Genomic DNA, 21,551 nt, shown 5'->3' on the forward strand with positions numbered 1-21,551 from the left:
CGGGGCAAGCCCGCTCGCCACAAGCAAGCCCGCTCGCCACAGGCGAGACTGCTCACTACGGCGAGCCGGCTTCTACAGGGTCAGGGTAGGACGGTCCAGATGGCGAAGCCGGCGTACCACAGCACCGCTGCGCGTAGCAGCAGTTCCCAGAGTCGGTCCAGGCTGTTGATGCCATCGGGACCGACCGCAGGGGGTGGGATTTCGGCGGCGACCAGGCCGACTTTTTCCACCAGTTGTGCGGCGCTGATGTCCCAGCTCAGCAGTTCATGGAGCATCACACGGCTGACCGCAACGAAATTTCCGACCAGGGCAAAGCTGGCGGCCAGCAGGCGTACCGGCAGCCAATCGAACGCGTGGCGCAGTTGCCCGGCCCGCTCGGCTACCAAAGGGTTTTTGCTGTGTTCACTGGCCAGTGCGAGCAGCCGATAAGCCAGTGCGGCAACCGGGCCCAGCAGGAAGTACCAGAAAATCACCGCGAAAAAACTCTGGTAGGCCTGCCATAACAGATGACCCTGGACGCGTTCGAGCAATTGCTCGCCACTGTCGGCGCTCAGGCTCAGGTCACGTTCGGTCACATGCTCGGCGGCCTGCAGGTCACCCCGTCGCCAGGCATCGCGGAACGGACCAAGCCCGGCGAGCAGGTCACCACGACCCAGGCTGTAGATCACCACCAACAGGTGCACCGGTAGCGCCAGCAGCCCGTACGCCACCGGCTCCAACACCAGCAGCAACAGCGCCAGCAAGGCCACCGGCAACAACACCAGCAACGCCAGAATCAGCCAGGGCTGCTTGCCCATGCGCGGGCTCGATTCCAGCTTGGCCAGTTCGCGCAACCAACCACCATCTCGCTGCAACCGCTGGCGCAGGGCCGAAAACTTCTCGATCCATACAGCCAGCACCAACACCAGGAAACTCATCGTGCGTGTCCTCCATCCTGCAGGGCGCTGCGAAAGCGCGTCCAATCAAAAGCGGGACCGGGATCGGTCTTGCGTCCCGGAGCGATATCGCTGTGACCACAAATGCGCTCAGGGGTGATGCCAGGGTAAGCCACCAGCAACTGGCGGGTCAGGTCGATCAGTGCGGCATATTGAGCGTCGGTGAACGGCAGATCATCCGTGCCCTCCAGCTCTATCCCCAGGGAAAAATCATTGCAGGTGTCCCGCCCCTCGAAATACGACACCCCGGCGTGCCAGGCACGGTGGATGCAGGATACAAACTGCGTCACAGCGCCATCACGCTCAATCAGAAAATGCGCTGATACCCGTAGGTCTGCAATCCCTTCAAAGTAGGGATGTTCCGTGACATCCAGGCGGTTCTGGAAAAATTCCTGCACTTTGCCGGTGGCGAACTGCGCCGGTGGCAGGCTGATGTTATGCACCACCAACAGTGAGATTTCGCCGGCGGGGCGCTCGTTGAAGTTGGGCGACGGGCAATGACGGATGCCCTGGCACCAACCGCTGGTGGGGTCCAACTGCATACAGGTTCCTTGAACGATACAAAGTGTGACCAGTATGCCGCGTTAGACCCTCCGGTTGCGATCACTTGCCGCGATTGAGTTGACGCAGCTTGTCCACCACAGCAGTCAGGGCGCGCTCGAACAGGGGCCCGTCTTCCAGCGTGTGCAGTGCGCCACGCTTGAACGCCATTGCCAGTTGGCCGGCGCTCTTTTCCAACACCTTGAGCCCCGTGCGGCTGATGAACACATAAGTGTTGGCCGGCGCCATGATCGCTGTCAGCTTGCAGCGCAGCGTGCTGGCCTGGCCTTCCTGGAAGAGTACCCAGTCGCCCACCTTGAGTTGGAGAGCCTTGTACAGGTCAGGATCGTTACCCGGCAGCTCGGTGACCGGGTCGGGTGACGCCGTACTCAGCACAAATGGCTCACGCACCTCGATCAGCTCATCAACGCCTTCAGGTGCCTGGATATGCAACGCCTGCAAGCGCACAAAGAATTCTCGGGTGCTGAAGGGGTCGAACGCCGCGCTGGTCAAACCGTCGCGCAAGGCCTTGAGCAACCCCGGCAGTTGGTCCAGCAAACGTCGCCCGGCCTCGGTGTCCTGCTGCAGGCCGACGCTCCAGATCAACTCGTCCATGGTGCGCAGCCCAGCTTGCCATTGCACTGACTGCTCGCCGTGCTTGAGGCTCGCCAGCAGCAACACCTGGCTCCAGGCCTGTTGCAGGAACTGCACCACAGGACGCGGCAGGACCTTGCCCAACAGCCGTTTATTCAGCACATCAGCCACACGCTGGCGGGCGGCTTCAGTGCGCACACGCCCGGCTTCGGCATCGCGGGTGTGCTGTTCGAGCAAGTCGCTGCGCCGACGTTCATCGGCGGAAAACGCGCTGAACTCGGCGAGCAATTGAGAAAAAATCGCCGGATCTTCGACAAATTCGTTGAGCAGGCGCTGCACCACTTGCTCGATGCGCAGGTAGAGAGGGTCGCATGCCTGGCTATCACACGGGCTGCAGCCCATGGCGACGGTCGCGACTTCATTGAGCAGGCGCCGCGCCGGATGGCTGGCGCGACTGAAAAAACTCTTGTCCAGCAACGCCACTTTCAGCAGAGGGATCTGCAAGCGGCCGATCAGGGCCTTGAAGGCATCGGGCACGGTACGGTCATTGAGGATGAACTCAAACAGCAACGCGACCAGATTGATCACGTCTTCGTCCGCGTCCTCCACCACCCGCGACTTACCACTCTTGACGCTGACACGGGTGAGCAATTGTTCAAGCTGGCTGCGCAGGTCGAAATCGTCCTCCGACTCAGGCTCCGGCACGTACTGCTGCAAATGGGAGAGCAGGCGCAGCAGGTCCTGGGTGGAAATGGGCAACGGCTCGGCGCTGGCCTCAAGCGTCGGCGCCACGCTGCCACGCACCGCCGTCAGCAACGGCTGAAGCGCGGCGAAGGCTTCCTGGCCATTTTCGTCACCGGACCGGTCGGCGACTGGCGAAGTTGCTTCGCGCGGATGCTCGGGTGCCGCACGCCCATCGATGCGCCGTGACGGTACGGCCTTGAGTTCAGGCAAGACGCCGGTTGCGACCAGCAGTTGATTGGCTTCACCGTATAGCTGGTCGGCATCACTGAGCACGTATTTTTCAAAGAGCTTGAGCATGACCAGTTTGACGCGGATCTCCACGCCCAGGCTGCGCCCCGCCCGCAGGAAAAACTCACACAGCAGCGCCGGCCCCAGCGGGTTCTCACGATCATCCAGACGGTTGCCCAGTAAAGCGCTCAAGCGTGCCGTAAGTTGCGCAAGAGCCAGGCCGTCACGGTGGCGCACCCGACCCAACATGGCTTCAAGCGCCACGGCTTTTTCCAGGTCGTCCCTGGTCGAACCCGGCACGCCGTCGTAGGAAACCACCGGCACCAGTTGCAGCTCGCCCCGCCCTGCCTGGCCCAGACTGGCAAAGGCGTCGAAAAGACGCTCCATGAACACACGTTCGAAATTCTTACGCTTGAGGCGCAGATCACGCATGGCTTCAAAGAAAATATGGTGATCGAGGTTGTTGCGCGCCTTGTCGGCCATTTCGAACAGTGTGTCGTCGGCGTTATCGAACAGCTCCTGCAACCCTTGCTGCAACTGTTGCGCCGCTTTGTCGCGAACCTGCAGCAACACCACCGGCAGTCGGGCGAGCGGCGATGGCGTGGCATGCGCCTTCTTGATTGGCACCACCTTTCCGTCATTGTGCATCCTGGCCTCCTGAAACGGCGGTATTGGGCGAGACGTCAAAGCTATGACGCCAATTGCAAGGCGCGAGATTATCTTGCAAACAAGGGGGTTTGCGCCAGCACACTCTGTCATTTGGCGGTAAATGAGCAGGTCGCTGGGTTCAGACGCGCACTGCCCCTATAATCGGGGCACTTTGTCTGTGGAGCCTGTTATGCCGAATCTCCGTCTTGCCGACCTCACCGCCGAAATCGAAGCCAACGTGCGCCGCGCACTGCTGGAAGACATCGGCAGCGGCGACATCACTGCGCAGTTGATCCCGGCCGAACGGCTGGCCACGGCCACCATCATCACCCGCGATGCCGCAGTGATCGCCGGCACCGCCTGGGTGGATGCGGTGTTCCGCCAGCTGGACCCACGGGTAGCCGTGCATTGGCAGGTGGCCGATGGCGAACGCGTCAGCCCCAACCAGGTGCTGTTCCACCTTGAAGGCCCGGCGCGCTCGCTGCTCAGCGGCGAACGCTGCGCACTGAATTTCCTGCAACTGCTGTCCGGCGTCGCCACGCGTGCCCAATTTCTGGCGGACTTTGTTTCCAGCACCCAGGTCAAGCTGCTGGATACCCGCAAAACCCTGCCGGGCCTGCGCCTGGCGCAGAAGTACGCAGTGACCTGCGGCGGCTGCCACAACCACCGCATTGGTTTGTATGACGCTTTTTTGATCAAGGAAAACCATATCGCGGCCAGCGGCGGCATTGCCCAGGCGATTGCGGCCGCACACCGGATCGCACCCGGCAAGCCGGTGGAAATCGAAGTGGAAAGCCTGGATGAACTGCGCGAAGCCCTGGCCGCAGGTGCGGACATCGTCATGCTGGATGAATTGAGCCTGGAAGACATGCGTGAAGCCGTGCGCCTGAACGGCGGCCAGGCCAAGCTGGAAGCCAGCGGCGGGATCAATGAAGACACCCTGCTGCCCATCGCGGAGACAGGGGTGGACTACATCTCGATTGGCGCGATGACCAAGGATGTGAAGGCGGTGGATTTGTCGATGCGCCTGAGTATCTAGACCGTTGCAAGCGGTAGTGAGCGGGGGCAGCCCGCTCACTACACACTTCAGACTACAAGGTCATTCATCTCGCAGTACTCTTCCCATTCGACACCCAGCACTTCGGCCGCCTCTTTGTGCAAGGCCAGTCGTGCCGCTTCGAATTCTTCCGGTGTCGAGGTGTACTTGAGGGTCAGCTCCCAAGGCTGATAGCCCTGGCTCTCGGCTTCATCCTCGAATGCCCACTGGATCTGGTCGCGCTGATCATCGGCGCTCAGGTCCTTGATCTCTTCTTTAAGCTGCGGCGATTCCTCGAGGTATTTTTCGAGGGCTGCTTGATGCCGAACTTCCTGGGTCATTTCAGTCGTGGTCATGTTGTTCTCTTAGATCGAGGAATGGGGATGCATCTGGGTCATCAAGGTTGCGCAGATACAAAAGAGCAGGCTCAAATGCCGGCTCGTCTGGCCTTCAGAACCATTCTGGGATCATCTGAAAACGGTGTTGCCATGGTGCCTTTTTGCCCGAGACAGGAATCGAACCTGCGACCTTCGCGTTACGAGTGCGCTGCTCTACCGACTGAGCTACACGGGCGATGGGCTAAAGCTAGCACTGCATTGGGAGTCCGGCAACTTGCGGCCTTCAGCGCGCAATCACGCCCTGGGCCCAGAAACGGGGTTGCAGCAGGCCGACATGAGTGTCCAGGTACTGCTGCTGGGCTTGCTTGATGTGAGGCACATCGCGAGCTGCGATAAAAACCAGCAGACCGACAGCCAGCACACTCAGCACTTTCCAGGCTGCCCAGGCCAGTGGCAACGCGGCGGTTCCCGGGGTTTTCCACACATGCAACGCCATCAGCCAGCCCACCACCAGCGCCAGCCAGACCTGGGAATTGGGCATCACCATCACGCCGTCGACCATGGACTGCACCAACGCCCCTACCAAGGCCGCAAACAGGCATAGCCGCAACAGATCAGCACGAGTGTTGGAAAGCGCTCGTTCACGCAACACGCTGAACGTCGCCCAGCCGCCTCGCCACGCCAGAGCCACCACGCACAAGGCCGATGGCACACCCCATTCACTCGCCCATTGCAGGATGGCCTGGTGCGGATGAGCGGCGATTTCATTGGCAATATCGGCAAAATGCATCGGTCCGAAGCCCAACCATGGACACTCCACGATCATATGCCAAGCCTGCCACCAGATCGGACCGCGGCCCGACAGGGAGGTGGTGAGGCGGTCACTGGCGCTCTTGGAGACCTCGACCCCCAGGTAATCCGCCACTACCGTAAACACCAGCCAGTACAGCAGCAGCCCGCCAAACATCGCGGCCAGTTGCCAACCCAGCCATCGTCGCCCCGAGGCGCCAAGTACCGCCAGCACACCCCCGGCCACACACATGCCAAGCCAGGTACCGCGCGTACCACCGGCGATCGCAATCATCCACCACACGCACAGCAACGCGAACACCGCCCCCTTGAGCGGACGCGAGATCACAGGGATCAACAAAGGAAGCACCAACAGCGACAGCGTGAACGTCTGAAACTGGCCGTAGAAACGCTTGTTGGAAAAACCGGACAGCAGCAGGTCAGGGTCAAGCGTACGTTCAGCGCTGATAAACACGAGTGTGCCTGCATACAGGTATTGAATCGACTTGATCAAACACAGCAGCAGCACCACCATGACCAAGGCGCGATCCAAAGGCTCACCACCCTGGCGACGCAGCAAGGCAAACGCCACGGCAATCGACCCGCAACTGACAAACAGCGCCATTTCGGCAAGTGCCCAGAGCGGCTGATGGGCCAGCATGGATGACACCAGGCCAAGCACGATAATCAGTATCAGGCCCAGGGCGGTTGGCCTGTCCAACAATTGGCCGACAGGGACCACGGACACCCCATACAGCACCGCACACGCTCCGATGGCAATCTGCATAGCCCGCTGCAAATCATGCCCACTGAAGGGTGCACATATTCCGGCCACCAGCAGGCACACCACTGTCACCAGGAAAACACTGCCACGCTGCTGTATAGATAAAGCCATCGGCCGCCTCAACTTCCCTGTGGATGGTTCGGCAACTATGCCCCGTCGGCGCCGCAGCCCTTGGCAACATATTTCGCATCAGCGGTGGTGCTGCATTTCCAACCGGTGGTGGCGTTGCGCGTCAGGCTGATGGTCTTGCCCAACACCGGCGCAGGGGCGTCGAGTATTTCGCAACTGATGGTGCCCGCGCCGGTAGCCACATCCCCTGTCACGTTGATCGTGCAATTGGCGGTGGGGCTAGTGCCGCCGATCAATGCCAAGGTCGGCACTGTGCCCTGGTTGAGGGTGTCTTCATACCCGGGCTTCAACGCGGTGATTTCAGCCAGCCCTGCAGTGAACTTGGCCTTGGCCTGGTGCGTGGTGTACATGGGCAGGCCAATGGTGGCCAAAATGCCGATGATTGCAACGACAATCAGCAGCTCGATCAGGGTAAAACCTTTTTGACGTCTCACATTCACTCTCCAGGATAGAACTCATGACAAGGCGCTTCCTGCGCCCCGTGTTGTGCAGCGGCGCCAGTGTACTCATCCGCAGGCCGTCAATCGCGCACAGGACGCACATTCTGACATTTTATCCGCCACCGCCCGCCTGTCCGAATCCGTCACCTGACTAAGCTATACATCTTCAACGACCTCTGTGCGGAACGGTGACATGGACAACGCTTCAACGATCTACGCTTGGGAAGGCATCAACCGCAAAGGGCGCAGGGTGTCCGGGCACAGCACCGGGCACAACCCTGCCCTGGTCAAGGCTCAGCTACGCCGACAAGGCATCAGCCCAGGGCTTGTACGCAAGCATTCTCCAGTTCTAGCGGGCCTCAAGCCATCTATCAAATCAGCGGATATCACCCTGCTCACGCGCCAACTGGCAACCTTGCTGAAGGCCGGGATTCCGCTGCTGCAAGCCCTCGACATCATCAGCGAAGGCTTTGACAACGCTACGCTGCGCGAGCTGCTACAGGGGTTGCAACAGTCAATCGCCGCTGGCACCAGCCTTGCCGACGCGTTGCGCAAGCATCCGCGCTGTTTCGATGAGTTGTATTGCAACCTGGTGGCGGCCGGCGAACAGGCCGGTGCCCTTGAAACCTTGCTGGAGCGCGTAGCGATTCATAGGGAAAAGAGCGAGCAGTTAAAGGCCAGGATCAAAAAAGCCATGACCTATCCGATCACCGTGCTGATAGTCGCCAGCCTGGTCACCGGCGTGCTGCTGGTCCACGTAGTGCCGCAGTTCCAAAGCCTGTTCGCCGGAGTCGACGGCAAACTGCCCGGCTTCACCTTGCAGGTGATCGCTTTGTCCGAGTTCATGCAGCGAGCCTGGTGGGGCGTGGCACTGGGCCTGCTTGCCGCGGGTTTTGGGTTGCGCCACGCCTACCATGCCTTACCGGCTTTCCAGCTGTGGCTGGATGCCGGTTTGTTGAAAGCACCCGTTGCAGGCAAACTGCTGAGAAAATCGGCCGTGGCCCGCTACGCCCGCACGCTGTCCACCACCTTCGCCGCCGGTGTTCCATTGGTGCAGGCGCTGGACTCGGTGGCCGGGGCCGCCGGTTCTGGGCCGTTCAGACAGGCAATCGAGCATATGCGACACGACGTATCCACTGGCATGCAACTGAATCAATCCATGGCCGTCAGCGGCCTGTTTCCCGGCATGGCCATCCAGATGACGGCCATCGGCGAAGAGTCGGGCACGCTTGACCGCATGCTGGAGAAGGTCGCCAACCATTACGAGGCCGATGTGGACACCCTGGTCGATCACCTCACTAGCCTGATGGAGCCTCTGATCATGGTGGTACTGGGGGGCATCGTCGGCGCGCTGGTGATTGCCATGTACCTGCCGGTATTCCAACTGGGGAGCGCATTTTGAGCCTGCTGCTGGGCGAGCATCCCTGGGCGTTTGTTGCGATAGCGTCGGTGCTGGGGCTGATCGTCGGCAGTTTTCTAAACGTGCTGGTGTGGCGCCTGCCGAAAATGCTCGAGCGGGAATGGCGCGCCCAGGCCCATGAAGTGCTGGGCTTGCCCGCAGAACCAGCCGGGCCGACCTACAACCTGATGCAGCCCAACTCCTGCTGCCCACACTGCAACCATCCCATACGCCCATGGGAAAATATCCCGCTGCTCAGCTACCTGTTCCTGCGCGGCCGCTGCGCGCATTGCCAAGGGGCGATCAGCATCCGCTACCCCCTCACGGAACTGGTGTGCAGCTTGATCTCGGCCTGGGTGGCCTGGCATTTCGGAGTTGGCTGGCAGGCAGGAATGGTGATGGTGCTGAGTTGGGGGTTGTTGGCGATGAGCCTGATCGACGCCGACCATCAACTGCTGCCGGATGTGCTGGTAATGCCGCTGCTGTGGCTGGGACTGATCGTCAACAGTTTCGGCCTGCTGACAACATTGGCCGACGCCCTGTGGGGCGCCGTGATTGGCTACATGAGCCTGTGGAGCGTGTTCTGGTTGTTCAAGCTGGCCACCGGCAAGGACGGCATGGGCCACGGCGACTTCAAGTTGCTGGCGGTGCTCGGCGCCTGGGGTGGCTGGCAGATCCTGCCGATGACGCTGTTGATGTCGTCACTGGTCGGGGTATTTGTCGGCTTGATCCTGATGCGCCTGCGCAACACCCTGGCATCGGCACCGATGCCTTTTGGACCGTATCTGGCGACTGCCGGCTGGATTGCATTGCTCTGGGGTGGTCAAATAAGCGACTTCTATTTGCAGTCTGTCGGTTTCAGATGACCACTCGCGTTGCAACACCCTGGATTCTAGGCCTTACCGGCGGCATCGGCAGCGGCAAAAGCGCGGCGGCCCAACACTTTATCGACCTGGGTATCGACTTGGTGGACGCCGATCACGCCGCCCGCTGGGTAGTAGAGCCTGGTCGGCCGGCATTGGAGCGCATCGCCGAGCACTTTGGTGCTGGCGTACTTCAGCCAGACGGCCAACTGGACCGCGCCGCATTACGCAAGCTGATCTTTGAAGTACCCGAAGAGCGGCGCTGGCTCGAAGCCTTGCTGCACCCGTTGATTGGCGAGGAGATCCGCAGCCACCTGGCACGCGCAAAATCGCCTTACGCGATACTGGTGTCGCCGCTGCTGATCGAATCCGGCCAGTACAGCATGACCCAGCGCATCCTGGTGATCGACGTGCCGCAATCGCTGCAGATTCAGCGTACCCTGCAGCGCGACGGCATCAACGAGCAACAGGTGCAGGCGATCCTCAAGGCCCAATCCAGCCGCGAAGACCGCCTGAAACATGCCGATGATGTACTGGTCAATGACCAGGACCTTGCCTGGCTGCACAGCGAGGTCGAGCGACTGCACCACTTTTACCTTACTTTGCGTGGAGGCCGATCATGAGCCAACCCTTGACCGTCGACTGCCCGACCTGCGGCGCACCCGTGGAATGGAAAGCGACCAACCTCAACCGGCCGTTCTGCTCGGACCGCTGCAAACTCATCGACCTGGGCGCCTGGGCCGCTGAAGAACACAAGATTCCCGTAGCCCCGGATGCCGAAGACGAGCTGTTTTCCGAAGACCTGCCCCCGCGCCACTAAGGGCGCATGAAGGCGTATTCCTGCTGGTCGTCGAGGTTCTCTGCAAGGTATTGCAGCTCGTCGGCCAGGTCTTCGAAACTGCGCACCCCCTTGCTCTGCTGCACCACTGCGCTGAGCATGGCGCGCAAGGTCAGGCCTGGGTCAAAACCGATTTCCTGTGCCGCATCCTGGCTTCTGCGCAACTCCTGCCGAGCCCATTCGTACACACTCATGATCCGCGCTCCTGGAAAAATTTCGCAGAGCATGGGCCTGCTCGGCGGCGCGGGATTTGATCCAGGTCAACGCTGCGAATCGTCGTCCTTCCAGGGCGCCGAGAGGTAGCGCGTGCGGTTGAAGGTCTCCAGCCATTCGGGGCAAAACACCACCAGGGCACTGATGACCATGCCGTTGATAAAGGCCTCGGGGAAGATGATCAACCACAGGTAGCCGACGAAATCCTCCAGCCATTCCGGCATGGTGAAACGGCCGTCGAACCACAACAGCCCCAGCCCACACAGCAGGCACAAGAGCGCCGACAGGGCTGCCGCGAAAAAACCGGAACAGAAGATATACACGAAGGGATTGCGCGGTTGGGCACGCTCGACCAGCAGCGCGCAGGTTTCAGTGACCAGCACCGGTAACCCGATAAGCAACAGGCCATTGACGCCCAGGGCAGCGAGATCCTGGCGCCCCAACAGCATCAAGCCCAACTGGGCGGCAAAACCACCGACAATTGCCAGGGGCCAGTCCAGCAACAAGGTCACGGCCGTCATACCGATGAAGTGGTAGGACACGCCGGTATCAAAATCCCGCCGCACCAGCCACAGCATGAACAACGCGAACACCGTGCCGAACAGCAAATGCTGGCGGCGCCGGTCGGCGAACAACTCGACCCACGGCGAACGCAGGATCGCCCACAGTACCACCGGCGCGTACAGGAGCGAGCCGATGCTCATGGTTGTCGGCGCCAACATGGCGGCACTGATCACGGCGATACTCCCCGGGTCGAATAGAGTCGGATGATCAGTCTACACCGACGTTTCACAGGGGTACTTCCTGCGGTCATCGTTTGGGCGCTAAGCTGCTAGCTATGGATGACTCAGATTACTTGCGCCTGCTCACCGTAGCGGCCGAACAAGCCAACGCGTTCTTGTCCAATGCCCGCAAATGGGAGCGTGAGCGTTGGGTCTGCCAGCGCCTGCTGCAAGGCTTGAACGTGCCCTACCGTGCCGAAGAATTCCACGCCGCCGGGCAAGAGCCGCCGGACGTGCTGTTTCGCGACGCCAGCTTTGAGGTGTTTTTCGTGCTGGACGAGGGTCGCCGCCTGAATGACGAATGGCGCGACGAACTGCTGCGTCGGCGCAGTGCGTTTTCCCTGAGCCAACTGGTACGGCGCGAAGCCAAGCCGAGGCGCATCCCGGCCCACGAGTTTCTGCTGCGCCTGGCGCCCACGCTGCGCAAGAAGGCGCATAACTATAAAGAGCGCGGAATGGACCTGGGCGAGCTGGATATCGTCGCTTTCACCAGCCTCAAGCGCGAAGTGCTCGACCTCAACAGCCATTTTCCGCCGCCCACGGAATACCTGCGCCAGGGCTGGCGCTCGCTGTCGCTGGTGGGGCCGACCTTTGCACGGGTGCTGTTCGCTCACCCCGACGCACCGGATTTCTTGCGCAACAACCTGGGCCGCAGCATAGTGTTCGACGTAGGTATCAGCCTCTGAGCCCACCCGGACTGTAACGTGGCGCCCTTTTGCAACGTCTACCTGACGAGGCCTTTATGACCAGCCGCCTGAACCCCGATGACCAACAGCATGTCGAAGAGTACCTGCAACTCTCCCAGAACCGAGTCGAGCGCAAGCCTTTCCGGCCGTGGCTGCTCCTCGGCGTGGTGCTTGCCGTGGTAATCGGCCTCGGCTTGCTGAGTCGCCTTTTGAGTTACCTGACGCTATGAGCTGCCTGGCGCTCGCGGGGGTAACTGCTCCGATTTCTTTTAGCCTTGCGAGATATCCCCATGACCCATCGTATTATTATCGTCGGCGGCGGCGCCGGCGGCCTGGAGTTGGCTACCCGCCTGGGTAAGACCCTGGGCAAGCGCGGCACCGCCAGCATCACGCTGGTGGACGCCAACCTGACCCATATCTGGAAGCCACTGCTGCACGAAGTGGCGGCCGGCTCGCTGAACTCTTCGGAAGACGAACTCAATTATGTTGCCCAGGCCAAATGGAACCACTTCGAGTTCCAACTGGGGCGCATGAGCGGGCTTAATCGTGAACAGAAGAAGATCCAGCTGGCCGCCACCCTCGACGAAGAAGGCCGTGAACTGGTGCCCGCGCGCGTGCTGGGCTATGACAGCCTGGTGATTGCGGTCGGCAGCACCACCAACGACTTCGGCACCGAAGGTGCGGCGCAGCACTGCCTGTTCCTCGACACCCGCAAGCAGGCCGAACGTTTCCACCAGCAGCTGCTCAACCACTACCTGCGCGCCCATGCCGGGCAGACTGACGTGGTAGAAAAAATCAGCGTCGCCATCGTCGGCGCCGGTGCCACCGGGGTCGAGCTGGCCGCCGAACTGCATAACGCCGCCCATGAGCTGGCGGCCTATGGCCTGGACCGTATCAAGCCGGAAAACATGCACATCACCCTGATCGAAGCCGGCCCACGAGTACTGCCGGCCCTGCCGGAGCGTATTGGCGGGCCTGTGCATAAAACCCTGGAAAAGCTTGGGGTGACGGTACTGACCAACTCGGCGGTCAGCGAAGTGACGGCCGATGCGCTGATCACCAGCAGTGGCCAAGTGATCCCGGCCAGCCTCAAGGTATGGGCTGCCGGCATTCGCGCGCCGGGTTTCCTCAAGGACATCGATGGCCTGGAAACCAACCGCATCAATCAATTGCAGGTTTTGCCAACGCTGCAAACCACCCGCGACGAGAACATCTTCGCCTTCGGCGACTGCGCCGCCTGCCCGCAACCGGGCACCGACCGCAACGTGCCGCCACGGGCCCAGGCGGCTCACCAGCAGGCCTCGTTGCTGGCCAGGTCGCTGAAGCTGCGTATCGAGGGCAAGGACCTGCCTTCCTACAAATATACCGACTACGGCTCGTTGATCTCGCTGTCGCGGTTCTCGGCGGTCGGTAACTTGATGGGCAACCTCACCGGCAGCGTGATGCTGGAAGGCTGGCTGGCGCGGATGTTCTATGTGTCGCTGTATCGCATGCACCAGATGGCGCTGTATGGGTTCTTCCGTACGGCGATGCTGATGCTGGGGAGCAAGATTGGGCGTGGCACCGAGCCGCGACTCAAACTTCACTGACAACTCGGCCCCTGAGGGCACTCAATAAATGTGAGAGGGGGCTTGCCCCCGATTGCGGTGAAGCAGTCATTGATTTGTCGACTGACACACTGCCATCGGGGGCAAGCCCCCTCTCACATTTGATTTTCACTGGACTTGAGTTTTGCACGCACAAAAAAAATCCCCGTATCTTTCGATACGAGGATTTTTAATATGGTCGGGGTAAGGGGATTCGAACTCCTGACATCCTGCTCCCAAAGCAGGCGCGCTACCGGACTGCGCTATACCCCGGTAAAAAAAAGGCGACCTCTCAGTCGCCTTCTTCGATCAGTGCTTTTGGCCTCTGATCTTAAGATTCGATTCCAGCGCTAACTGGTCTCAAAAATGGTGGGTCGTGTGGGATTCGAACCTACGACCAATTGGTTAAAAGCCAACTGCTCTACCAACTGAGCTAACGACCCAAATATGGTCGGGGTAGGGGGATTCGAACTCCCGACATCCTGCTCCCAAAGCAGGCGCGCTACCGGACTGCGCTATACCCCGATATTGAAATTGGCTCCGTGACCAGGACTCGAACCTGGGACCCAATGATTAACAGTCATTTGCTCTACCGACTGAGCTATCACGGAACTACATATTTCAAAGTACTACGTTGCTGCTTACTACCTTCTCTTCGACTTGCCCGTATCGCTACGTTCATGTCTCTGAGGCGCGCTATTCTACAATCTTAAAAACCCCTGTCAACCCCTTAAATTGCTTTTAAGACAATGATTTGCGCTTGTTTCTGATTTCTTCTTGGGGAGAAGAAACCCGTGGGCTGACGTTGCTGCGGGGCGCACTTTACAAGCCTTTGCCTTACAGTTCAACGCCCTATCGAAAAAAAAGGCCCCGCAATGCGGGGCCTCCCATTTTTGCTTTGCCCTTTGGGCTTAGTGGAAGACGATCTCGTCGTTTTCCACGGTCGCCTCGACGCTGGTGCCCGGCATGAAGCTGCCCGATAGGATCAACTGGGCCAGCGGGTTCTCGATCCAGCGCTGGATCGCACGCTTCAAAGGCCGTGCGCCATACACCGGGTCGTAACCCACCGCGATCAGCTTGTCCAACGCCTCCTGGCTCAGGTCCAGGGACAGCTCGCGCTCTGCCAGACGGCCGCGCAGACGACCCAGCTGGATCTCGGTAATGCCCGCGATCTGATCCCGCGCCAGAGGCTCGAAGATCACCACTTCGTCGACCCGGTTGATGAATTCCGGGCGGAAGTGCGTAGTCAGCGCATCCATCACCGCCGCACGTTGCGCTTCACGATCACCCACCAGTTCCTGGATCTGCGCCGAGCCCAGGTTGGAGGTCATCACGATCACCGTATTACGGAAATCCACGGTACGCCCGTGACTGTCGGTCAGGCGGCCGTCTTCCAGCACTTGCAGCAGGATGTTGAACACATCCGGGTGCGCCTTCTCGACCTCATCCAGCAGGATCACCGAGTAAGGCTTACGCCGCACGGCTTCGGTCAGGTAACCGCCCTCCTCGTAGCCCACGTAGCCTGGTGGCGCACCGATCAAGCGAGCCACCGAGTGTTTCTCCATGAATTCGGACATATCAATCCGCACCATGGCCTCTTCGGTATCAAAGAGGAACTCGGCCAAGGCCTTGCACAGCTCGGTCTTACCCACGCCGGTCGGGCCGAGGAACATAAACGAGCCACTCGGACGGTTCGGGTCGGACAACCCGGCCCGCGAACGCCGTACCGCGTTGGACACCGCCACCACGGCCTCTTCCTGGCCGATCACGCGTTGGTGCAACAGGCTTTCCATCTTCAGCAGCTTGTCGCGCTCGCCTTCGAGCATTTTCGACACGGGAATCCCGGTCCACTTCGAGACGACTTCGGCAATTTCTTCCTCGGTCACCTTGCTGCGCAGCAGTTGGTTCTCAGGCTTGCCGTGCTGGTCGACCATCTGCAGGCTGCGCTCCAGGTCCGGGATCACCCCGTACTGCAACTCGGCCATGCGGTTCAGGTCACCTTTACGGCGTGCCGCTTCCAGTTCCTGGCGCGACTGCTCGATCTTTTGCTGGATCTGCGCAGAGCCCTGCACTTCGGCTTTTTCCGAGGTCCAGATTTCTTCCAGGTCCGAATACTCGCGTTCCAGGCGGACGATTTCTTCCTGGAGTTTTTCCAGGCGTTTCTTCGCCGCGTCGTCTTCTTCTTTCTTCAGGGCCTGGGACTCGACTTTCAGTTGAATCAGGCGTCGATCCAGGCGATCGAGCACTTCCGGCTTGGAGTCGATCTCCATGCGGATGCGGCTGGCCGCTTCGTCGATCAGGTCAATGGCCTTGTCGGGCAACTGACGGTCGGTGATATAGCGATGGCTCAACTTGGCCGCCGCAATAATCGCACCGTCGGTGATCGCCACCTTGTGGTGGACCTCATAACGCTCTTTCAGGCCACGCAGGATTGCGATGGTGTCTTCTTCGCTCGGCTCTTCCACCAGTACTTTCTGGAAACGACGCTCAAGGGCCGCGTCCTTTTCTATGTACTGGCGATATTCGTTGAGCGTGGTAGCACCGACGCAGTGCAACTCACCCCGCGCCAGGGCCGGCTTGAGCATGTTGCCGGCATCCATGGAGCCCTCGCCTTTACCGGCGCCGACCATGGTGTGCAGTTCGTCGATAAACAGAATGATCTGCCCTTCCTGCTTCGACAGCTCATTAAGCAGGGATTTCAGGCGCTCCTCGAACTCGCCACGGAACTTGGCACCGGCGATCAAAGACCCCATGTCCAGGGACAGCAGGCGCTTGCCTTTAAGGCCATCCGGCACTTCACCATTGATGATGCGCTGGGCCAAACCTTCGGCAATCGCGGTTTTACCCACGCCGGGCTCACCGATGAGCACCGGGTTGTTCTTGGTGCGACGCTGCAGGACCTGGATGGTGCGACGGATTTCATCGTCACGGCCGATCACCGGATCAAGCTTGCCCTCTTCGGCGCGCTTGGTCAGGTCGACGGTATATTTATCCAGGGCCTGGCGCGACTCCTCATGGTTGGGGTCGTTGACCGCATCACCGCCACGCAGGTTGTTGATAGCGTTTTCCAGGGCTTTCTTGCTCACACCCTGGCCCAGCAACAACTTGCCGAGCTTGCTGTTCTCGTCCATGGCGGCGAGCAGCACCAGTTCGCTGGAGATGAACTGGTCACCCTTCTGCTGGGCCAGACGGTCCGCCTGGTTGAGCAGGCGCGCCAGGTCCTGGGACATGTTCACGTCGCCAGTCGGGTTTTGGATTTTCGGCAGTTGGTCGAGCTCTTTGCTCAACTCCTTGCGCAGGCTGTTGACGTCAAAGCCCACCTGCATCAGCAAGGGCTTGATAGAACCACCTTGCTGTTCCAGGAGAGCCTGCATCAAGTGCGCAGGCTCGATGGCCGGGTGGTCGAGGCCCACCGCCAAGGATTGAGAGTCAGACAGTGCCAACTGCAATTTGCTGGTTAAACGATCAATACGCATTAGTCACCTTCCTTTTGAGCAGGCCGGATCTATGAAACATCCTGAATGAAGAAACCTGCCAGATACCCTTATAGATGGGGTGGGTTCTGGAAGATTCAAGCGCGCGACGGCGGATATGGACCGGGTTTGACCCAGATCAAAGGAGTCTAGCGTTCAAGCCAGACAAGGGAGGCAAAACGTCCGGTGCGAGGGCTACGCCGGTAGGAAAAGAAGCGTGGGTCGGTCACGGTGCAGTACCCTCCACCATAGACAGCAGTAACGCCGCGCGCAGCGAGGCGCAGGCGCGCGAGCTTATAGATGTCGGCCATGAACTTGCCTGGGTTGTGGCTGGGCACAAACGCTTCGGCAGTGATCGGCAACGGCTGCATGAAGGCTTCGCGTACTTCCGGGCCGACTTCGAAGGCTTGTGGGCCAATTGCCGGGCCAAGCCACACCAGTACGTCTTCAGGTTCGGCGCCGAGGCTTTCGAAAGCCGCTTCCAATACCCCTGCCGCCAGGCCACGCCAGCCAGCATGGGCCGCAGCCACGCGGGTGCCGGCGCGGTTGCAGAACAATGCGGGCAGACAGTCAGCGGTCATTGAGGTGCAGGCGATGCCAGGGGTGCTGGTCCAGCTGCCATCGGCTTCGGCAATGCGTGACGGGTCAGCCTCGACCACGCTTATCCCGTGGACTTGGCGCAACCAGGCAGGCTGAATATTAAATGCGTCGGTAAGACGGCGGCGGTTTTCGAGGACCGCTTCGAGGTTATCCCCAACATGATCGCCCAAGTTGAGACTGTCGAACGGCGCCAGACTGACGCCGCCCGCTCGAGTGGTGACGCAGGCTTTCACCTGAGCCGGCGCGGGCCAGTCAGGTATCAGCCAGTCACTCATCCGACAAACGCCTCGCGATCCTGCTTGAGCAGCGTCAACAACCAGACCAAATCGTCCGGCAGAGGCGATTCCCAGCTCATCCGCTTACCGCTCGTCGGATGATCCAATTCCAGGAAGCGTGCATGCAACGCCTGGCGCGGGAAGTTTTTCAGCGATTCAACCATGGTCTGGCTCGCCGCCGGTGGGATGCGGAAGCGCCCACCGTAGGCCGGATCACCGACCAACGGGAAGTTGATGTGTGCCATGTGCACGCGAATCTGGTGGGTACGGCCGGTTTCCAGCTTGACCCGCACGTGGGTGTGGGAGCGGAAACGTTCGAGTACTCGGTAATGGCTGACGGCCTGCTTGCCACCTTCCATCACCGCCATACGCTGGCGTTGCTGGCCGTGACGACCGATCGGGGCGTTGATCTTGCCGCCGGCTACCACCACACCAATCACGATGCATTCGTAGATCCGGCTGACGCTGCGGCTCTGCAACTGTGTAACCAGCTGCGTCTGCGCCTGAATGGTCTTGGCCACCACCATCAGACCGGTGGTGTCCTTGTCCAGGCGGTGCACGATGCCGCAGCGCGGGACATTGATGATGTCCGGCACATGGTGCAACAAGGCATTGAGCAGGGTGCCATCAGCGTGCCCGGCTGCCGGGTGAACCACCAGGCCTGCGGGTTTGTTGATGACCAGGATGTCGTCGTCTTCGTAGACGATATCCAGCTCGATGTCCTGGGCGACCCATTCTCCCTGGGCTTCCTGCTCGGCAGTCAGCTCAAGAATCGCACCGCCATGGACTATGTCTCGCGGGCGGATAACCGCTCCATCCACAGTCAGGCGGCCGTCTTTGATCCAGGCGGAAAGGCGCGAGCGCGAGTGCTCAGCGAATAATTGTGCGGCGACTTGATCGAGGCGTTGGCCGCCCAATTCGGACGGCACCTCTGCGCGAAGTTCAATTTTATCGGACATGCTCAGACTAGGCGTGGCACAGCCTTTGGTTTCGGCTGCGCGCTTGTGGTTAAATACGGCGTCTTTTGCCCCGAGGCTTTCAACGGGGCGCTCATCATAACAGGACGGCCCCGCCCAAGACAGCGGCCGTCATAGGGACGCAAGCCGCCATGCAAGTGAAACACCTGCTGCTGATCGCCATCCTCGCCATGACTGCTGCTTGCTCGTCAACAAAGGAAGTCGTCGACGAAAACCTGAGCGAAGTCGAGTTGTACCAACTGGCTCAGAAAGACTTGGACAATAATAGCTACACCAGCGCCACAGCGAAGCTGAAGGCCCTGGAGTCGCGCTATCCGTTCGGGCGCTATGCCGACCAGGCCCAGCTCGAGCTGATCTACGCCAACTACAAGAACGCCGAGCCGGAAGCCGCCAAGTCCGCCGCCGAGCGTTTTATCCGCCTGCACCCGCAGCACCCGAACGTCGACTACGCCTACTACATGAAGGGCCTGACCTCGTTCGACCAGGACGTTGGCCTGCTGGCGCGCTTCCTGCCGCTGGACATGACCAAGCGTGACCCAGGCGCTGCCCGCGATTCCTACAACGAGTTCGCCCAGCTGACCAGCCGCTACCCCAACAGCCGCTACGCGCCGGACGCCAAGCAACGCATGATCTACCTGCGCAACCTGCTGGCTTCCTACGAGATCCATGTGGCCCACTACTACCTGACCCGTCAGGCATACGTGGCCGCCGCTAACCGTGGCCGCTACGTTGTGGAAAACTTCCAGGAAACCCCTTCCGTAGGTGACGGCCTTGCCGTGATGACCGAGGCTTACCAGCGCCTGCACCTGGACGAACTGGCCAGCACCAGCCTGGAAACCCTGAAGCTCAACTACCCGGACCACCCAAGCCTGAAAGACGGCCAGTTCGTGCCTCAGGTGGCCGAAGCGGACAACCGCTCGTGGCTGAGCAAGTACACCCTGGGCCTGATCGAATCCCGTCCACCGCTGCCGCCGGGCGAAACCCGTGCCAACCAGGACGTGATCAAGCAGTACCAGGACGCCAAGGACGCAATTCCTTCGGAGCTCAAGCCCCACGACGAGAACGGCGACGTGATCGAAGAGGAAGAACCGCAGGCCCTGGGCAATAACCAGGACCGTTCGTGGTTCAGCTACATGACCTTTGGTGTGTTCGACTGATTGCACCCGGCGTCATCAAGAAGGAGCCTTGCGAGGCTCCTTTTTTGTGGGTGGTATTATTGCGCTGTGCGCCTGGCACGTCCTTGGCTAAACTGGCGCATTCCTTGTCGAGAAACTGCCCATCATGCTTCGTCTACTGTTCTGGATTGCCGTCATTGCCGCCGCAGTATGGTTCTGGCGCAAGTTCAAAAGCCCGGCCGCCAGGCAGCAGCGTGCCAGCGAGCCCGACGCGGCCCTGATGGTGCGCTGCGCCCACTGCGGCGTGCATTTGCCGCAGGATCGCGCCTTGAGCTCACGCCAGGAGTGGTATTGCACCCAGGCGCACCTGGAGCAAGGGCCGAAATCTATCCAGCGTTGATCCGACCTTCCGGCGCATAAGGCGCAGGGTCGATGATCGGCGCACGTGCCAGTAGCAGGTCAGCAAACAATTGGCAGGACGCCGGCGCAAGCACCAGGCCGTTGCGGTAATGCCCGCAGTTGAGCCAGAGGCCATTGAAGCCCGGCACCCGGCCTATATAGGGAATGCCTTCCGGCGAACCGGGGCGCAGCCCGGCCCAATGTCCGGCCACCTCGGCGTCCGCCAGGGCGGGGATCAACTCCACCGCTGACGCTTTGAGGCTTTCCAGCGCGGTCAGGGTGGGGGTCTTGTCGAAGCCTTCATGTTCCAGGGTGCTGCCGATCAGAATGTGCCCGTCCCGCCGAGGAATCGCATAGCGGCCCTTGGCCAAGACCATGCTCGACAGGAAGTCCGAGGCACATTTGTACAGAATCATCTGGCCTTTGACCGGTTCGACCGGCAGCGACAGGCCCAACGTGCCGAGCAACTCACCGCTCCAGGCGCCGGCGGCCAATACGACCTGATCGCCGAAGATCGAACCATCAGCTGTGTTCACGCCCACGACATTACCCGCATCCAGGACAAAGCCAGTCACTTCGCACCGTTCATGAATGGTCACGCCAGGCAGCGCCAGCAGCGCGGCCTTGAGGGATTTGACCAGGCGCGGGTTACGTACATTGGCGACATCGGCCATGTAGATCGCCTGGGAGTAGCCGCCACCCAAGACCGGAACGGCGTCATGAGCGGCCGACACGTCCACTTTGCTCAAGGGTCGGCCTTCACGCGCGGCCCAAGCCAGCGCTTCGGCTTCGTCATCCAGGTCCAGCCAGTAGAGCCCAGTGGTGTGAACCTCCGGGTCAACGCCCGTCGCAGCAAACAGACGCTGCGCCAGCTGTGGATAAAAATCCTGGGACCAATGGGCCAGGGCCGTGACCGCCGGGCTGTAGCGCCACGGATACAGGGGCGAGACGATGCCGCCGCCCGCCCAGGAAGACTCCTGGCCCAACCCTGCGCGCTCCAGCAGCACCACCGACTGCCCCTGCGTGGCGAGGTTGAACGCCGTCAACAAGCCGATGACTCCGCCACCGACAATCACTACCTGCTGTTGCTCTGCCATCATTTGATCCAGCCGATAAATAGGAACAAGCGCACCCGGCGCC

General features: G+C 60.6%; 22 protein-coding genes and 5 tRNA genes. 10 read left to right on the plus strand and 17 right to left on the minus strand.

Annotation, left to right across the window (positions count from 1 at the left end; translation table 11 throughout):
* Nucleotides 1-80 precede the first annotated feature (80 nt).
* From ampE to BM026_RS15400, 3 genes are all read right to left on the minus strand, one after another.
* Nucleotides 81-917 carry a regulatory signaling modulator protein AmpE gene (gene ampE, locus BM026_RS15390; protein ID WP_092240660.1) on the minus strand — a complete coding sequence of 279 codons (837 nt, stop codon included), beginning with the start codon at nt 915-917 and terminating at the stop codon, nt 81-83.
* The gene (gene ampD / locus BM026_RS15395) at nt 914-1,477 is read right to left on the minus strand and encodes a 1,6-anhydro-N-acetylmuramyl-L-alanine amidase AmpD (RefSeq protein WP_071491087.1); all 564 of its coding nucleotides are present in this window, start codon (nt 1,475-1,477) and stop codon (nt 914-916) included. The genes ampE and ampD overlap by 4 nt, the downstream gene beginning before the upstream one ends.
* Nucleotides 1,478-1,538: 61 nt before the next feature.
* The gene (locus tag BM026_RS15400) at nt 1,539-3,689 is read right to left on the minus strand and encodes a DUF1631 domain-containing protein (protein ID WP_093529223.1); all 2,151 of its coding nucleotides are present in this window, start codon (nt 3,687-3,689) and stop codon (nt 1,539-1,541) included.
* Between the two features lie 190 nt (nt 3,690-3,879).
* Between BM026_RS15400 and nadC the strand changes: the two genes are divergently transcribed.
* Nucleotides 3,880-4,728: a carboxylating nicotinate-nucleotide diphosphorylase gene (gene nadC / locus BM026_RS15405; protein ID WP_093119916.1), complete on the plus strand. Its 849-nt coding sequence runs from the start codon at nt 3,880-3,882 to the stop codon at nt 4,726-4,728.
* 47 nt (nt 4,729-4,775) lie between these two features.
* Here nadC and BM026_RS15410 read toward each other — a convergent pair whose 3' ends face one another.
* From BM026_RS15410 to BM026_RS15425, 4 genes are all read right to left on the minus strand, one after another.
* Entirely contained in the window at nt 4,776-5,081 is a 306-nt protein-coding gene (locus BM026_RS15410; protein WP_033903347.1) for a DUF6388 family protein, read from the minus strand.
* A gap of 144 nt (nt 5,082-5,225) precedes the next feature.
* Nucleotides 5,226-5,298 (minus strand) — tRNA-Thr (locus BM026_RS15415).
* A gap of 48 nt (nt 5,299-5,346) precedes the next feature.
* Nucleotides 5,347-6,747, minus strand: a complete 1,401-nt coding sequence (locus BM026_RS15420) for an O-antigen ligase family protein (RefSeq protein WP_093529226.1) — start codon at nt 6,745-6,747, stop codon at nt 5,347-5,349.
* A 35-nt stretch (nt 6,748-6,782) separates the two neighbouring features.
* Nucleotides 6,783-7,205, minus strand: coding sequence for a pilin (locus BM026_RS15425; protein WP_093119920.1), 423 nt, complete (start codon nt 7,203-7,205; stop codon nt 6,783-6,785).
* 193 nt (nt 7,206-7,398) lie between these two features.
* Here BM026_RS15425 and BM026_RS15430 point away from each other — a divergent pair, with 193 nt between their 5' ends.
* Genes BM026_RS15430 through yacG form a run of 4 tightly spaced genes read left to right on the plus strand, consistent with a single transcriptional unit; the run spans nt 7,399 to nt 10,287 of the window.
* The gene (locus tag BM026_RS15430) at nt 7,399-8,607 is read left to right on the plus strand and encodes a type II secretion system F family protein (RefSeq protein WP_093119922.1); all 1,209 of its coding nucleotides are present in this window, start codon (nt 7,399-7,401) and stop codon (nt 8,605-8,607) included.
* Nucleotides 8,604-9,470 (plus strand): prepilin peptidase, encoded by an 867-nt coding sequence (locus BM026_RS15435; RefSeq protein WP_093119924.1) that lies wholly within the window; start codon nt 8,604-8,606, stop codon nt 9,468-9,470. Before BM026_RS15430 ends, BM026_RS15435 begins: the two co-directional genes overlap by 4 nt.
* A complete protein-coding gene (coaE, locus tag BM026_RS15440) occupies nt 9,467-10,090 on the plus strand; it encodes a dephospho-CoA kinase (protein ID WP_071491080.1) in 624 nt (207 codons plus the stop codon). The genes BM026_RS15435 and coaE overlap by 4 nt, the downstream gene beginning before the upstream one ends.
* Nucleotides 10,087-10,287 (plus strand): DNA gyrase inhibitor YacG, encoded by a 201-nt coding sequence (gene yacG, locus BM026_RS15445; protein WP_003188437.1) that lies wholly within the window; start codon nt 10,087-10,089, stop codon nt 10,285-10,287. Before coaE ends, yacG begins: the two co-directional genes overlap by 4 nt.
* On the opposite strand, the gene BM026_RS15450 is transcribed toward yacG, so the two are convergent.
* Together BM026_RS15450 and BM026_RS15455 are read right to left on the minus strand one after the other, a co-directional pair.
* Nucleotides 10,284-10,499, minus strand: a complete 216-nt coding sequence (locus BM026_RS15450) for a hypothetical protein (RefSeq protein ID WP_003171680.1) — start codon at nt 10,497-10,499, stop codon at nt 10,284-10,286. The genes yacG and BM026_RS15450 overlap by 4 nt on opposite strands.
* 66 nt (nt 10,500-10,565) lie before the next feature.
* Nucleotides 10,566-11,255, minus strand: coding sequence for an energy-coupling factor ABC transporter permease (locus tag BM026_RS15455; RefSeq protein WP_093529229.1), 690 nt, complete (start codon nt 11,253-11,255; stop codon nt 10,566-10,568).
* Nucleotides 11,256-11,356: 101 nt separating this feature from the next.
* Here BM026_RS15455 and BM026_RS15460 point away from each other — a divergent pair, with 101 nt between their 5' ends.
* The 3 genes from BM026_RS15460 to BM026_RS15470 are packed head-to-tail and all read left to right on the plus strand — an operon-like array spanning nt 11,357 to nt 13,575.
* Complete coding sequence (locus tag BM026_RS15460) at nt 11,357-11,986, plus strand: DUF1780 domain-containing protein (protein ID WP_010213242.1); 630 nt, start codon at nt 11,357-11,359, stop codon at nt 11,984-11,986.
* Nucleotides 11,987-12,042: 56 nt separating this feature from the next.
* Nucleotides 12,043-12,216, plus strand: a complete 174-nt coding sequence (locus BM026_RS15465) for a DUF3094 family protein (RefSeq protein WP_046034083.1) — start codon at nt 12,043-12,045, stop codon at nt 12,214-12,216.
* 60 nt (nt 12,217-12,276) lie between these two features.
* On the plus strand, nt 12,277-13,575 hold the full coding sequence (locus BM026_RS15470) for an NAD(P)/FAD-dependent oxidoreductase (RefSeq protein WP_093529232.1): 1,299 nt from the start codon (nt 12,277-12,279) through the stop codon (nt 13,573-13,575).
* Between the two features lie 193 nt (nt 13,576-13,768).
* Here BM026_RS15470 and BM026_RS15475 read toward each other — a convergent pair.
* The 7 genes from BM026_RS15475 to rluD all read right to left on the minus strand — a co-directional run bounded on the left by BM026_RS15475 (nt 13,769) and on the right by rluD (nt 18,879).
* Nucleotides 13,769-13,845 (minus strand) — tRNA-Pro (locus BM026_RS15475).
* Nucleotides 13,846-13,939: 94 nt separating this feature from the next.
* Nucleotides 13,940-14,015, minus strand: a tRNA-Lys gene (locus BM026_RS15480).
* A gap of 5 nt (nt 14,016-14,020) precedes the next feature.
* Nucleotides 14,021-14,097, minus strand: a tRNA-Pro gene (locus tag BM026_RS15485).
* Between the two features lie 10 nt (nt 14,098-14,107).
* Nucleotides 14,108-14,183: transfer RNA gene (locus tag BM026_RS15490), tRNA-Asn, on the minus strand.
* Nucleotides 14,184-14,483: 300 nt separating this feature from the next.
* The gene (gene clpB / locus BM026_RS15495; RefSeq protein WP_092240645.1) at nt 14,484-17,048 is read right to left on the minus strand and encodes an ATP-dependent chaperone ClpB; all 2,565 of its coding nucleotides are present in this window, start codon (nt 17,046-17,048) and stop codon (nt 14,484-14,486) included.
* A 146-nt stretch (nt 17,049-17,194) separates the two neighbouring features.
* Nucleotides 17,195-17,920 carry a peptidoglycan editing factor PgeF gene (gene pgeF, locus BM026_RS15500; protein WP_093512543.1) on the minus strand — a complete coding sequence of 242 codons (726 nt, stop codon included), beginning with the start codon at nt 17,918-17,920 and terminating at the stop codon, nt 17,195-17,197.
* The gene (gene rluD / locus BM026_RS15505; RefSeq protein WP_058423068.1) at nt 17,917-18,879 is read right to left on the minus strand and encodes a 23S rRNA pseudouridine(1911/1915/1917) synthase RluD; all 963 of its coding nucleotides are present in this window, start codon (nt 18,877-18,879) and stop codon (nt 17,917-17,919) included. Before rluD ends, pgeF begins: the two co-directional genes overlap by 4 nt.
* A 149-nt stretch (nt 18,880-19,028) precedes the next feature.
* Here rluD and BM026_RS15510 point away from each other — a divergent pair, with 149 nt between their 5' ends.
* Both BM026_RS15510 and BM026_RS15515 read left to right on the plus strand, forming a co-directional pair.
* The gene (locus BM026_RS15510) at nt 19,029-20,054 is read left to right on the plus strand and encodes an outer membrane protein assembly factor BamD (RefSeq protein ID WP_058423069.1); all 1,026 of its coding nucleotides are present in this window, start codon (nt 19,029-19,031) and stop codon (nt 20,052-20,054) included.
* A 124-nt stretch (nt 20,055-20,178) separates the two neighbouring features.
* Entirely contained in the window at nt 20,179-20,412 is a 234-nt protein-coding gene (locus tag BM026_RS15515; protein ID WP_092240641.1) for a PP0621 family protein, read from the plus strand.
* Here the strand turns inward: BM026_RS15515 and thiO are convergent.
* Nucleotides 20,399-21,508 carry a glycine oxidase ThiO gene (thiO, locus tag BM026_RS15520; protein WP_093119934.1) on the minus strand — a complete coding sequence of 370 codons (1,110 nt, stop codon included), beginning with the start codon at nt 21,506-21,508 and terminating at the stop codon, nt 20,399-20,401. The two genes, BM026_RS15515 and thiO, sit on opposite strands and share 14 nt — an antisense overlap.
* Between the last annotated feature and the right edge of the window lie 43 nt (nt 21,509-21,551).

It is taken from the genome of Pseudomonas sp. NFPP24, assembly GCF_900112095.1.
Lineage (GTDB): Bacteria > Pseudomonadota > Gammaproteobacteria > Pseudomonadales > Pseudomonadaceae > Aquipseudomonas > Aquipseudomonas extremorientalis.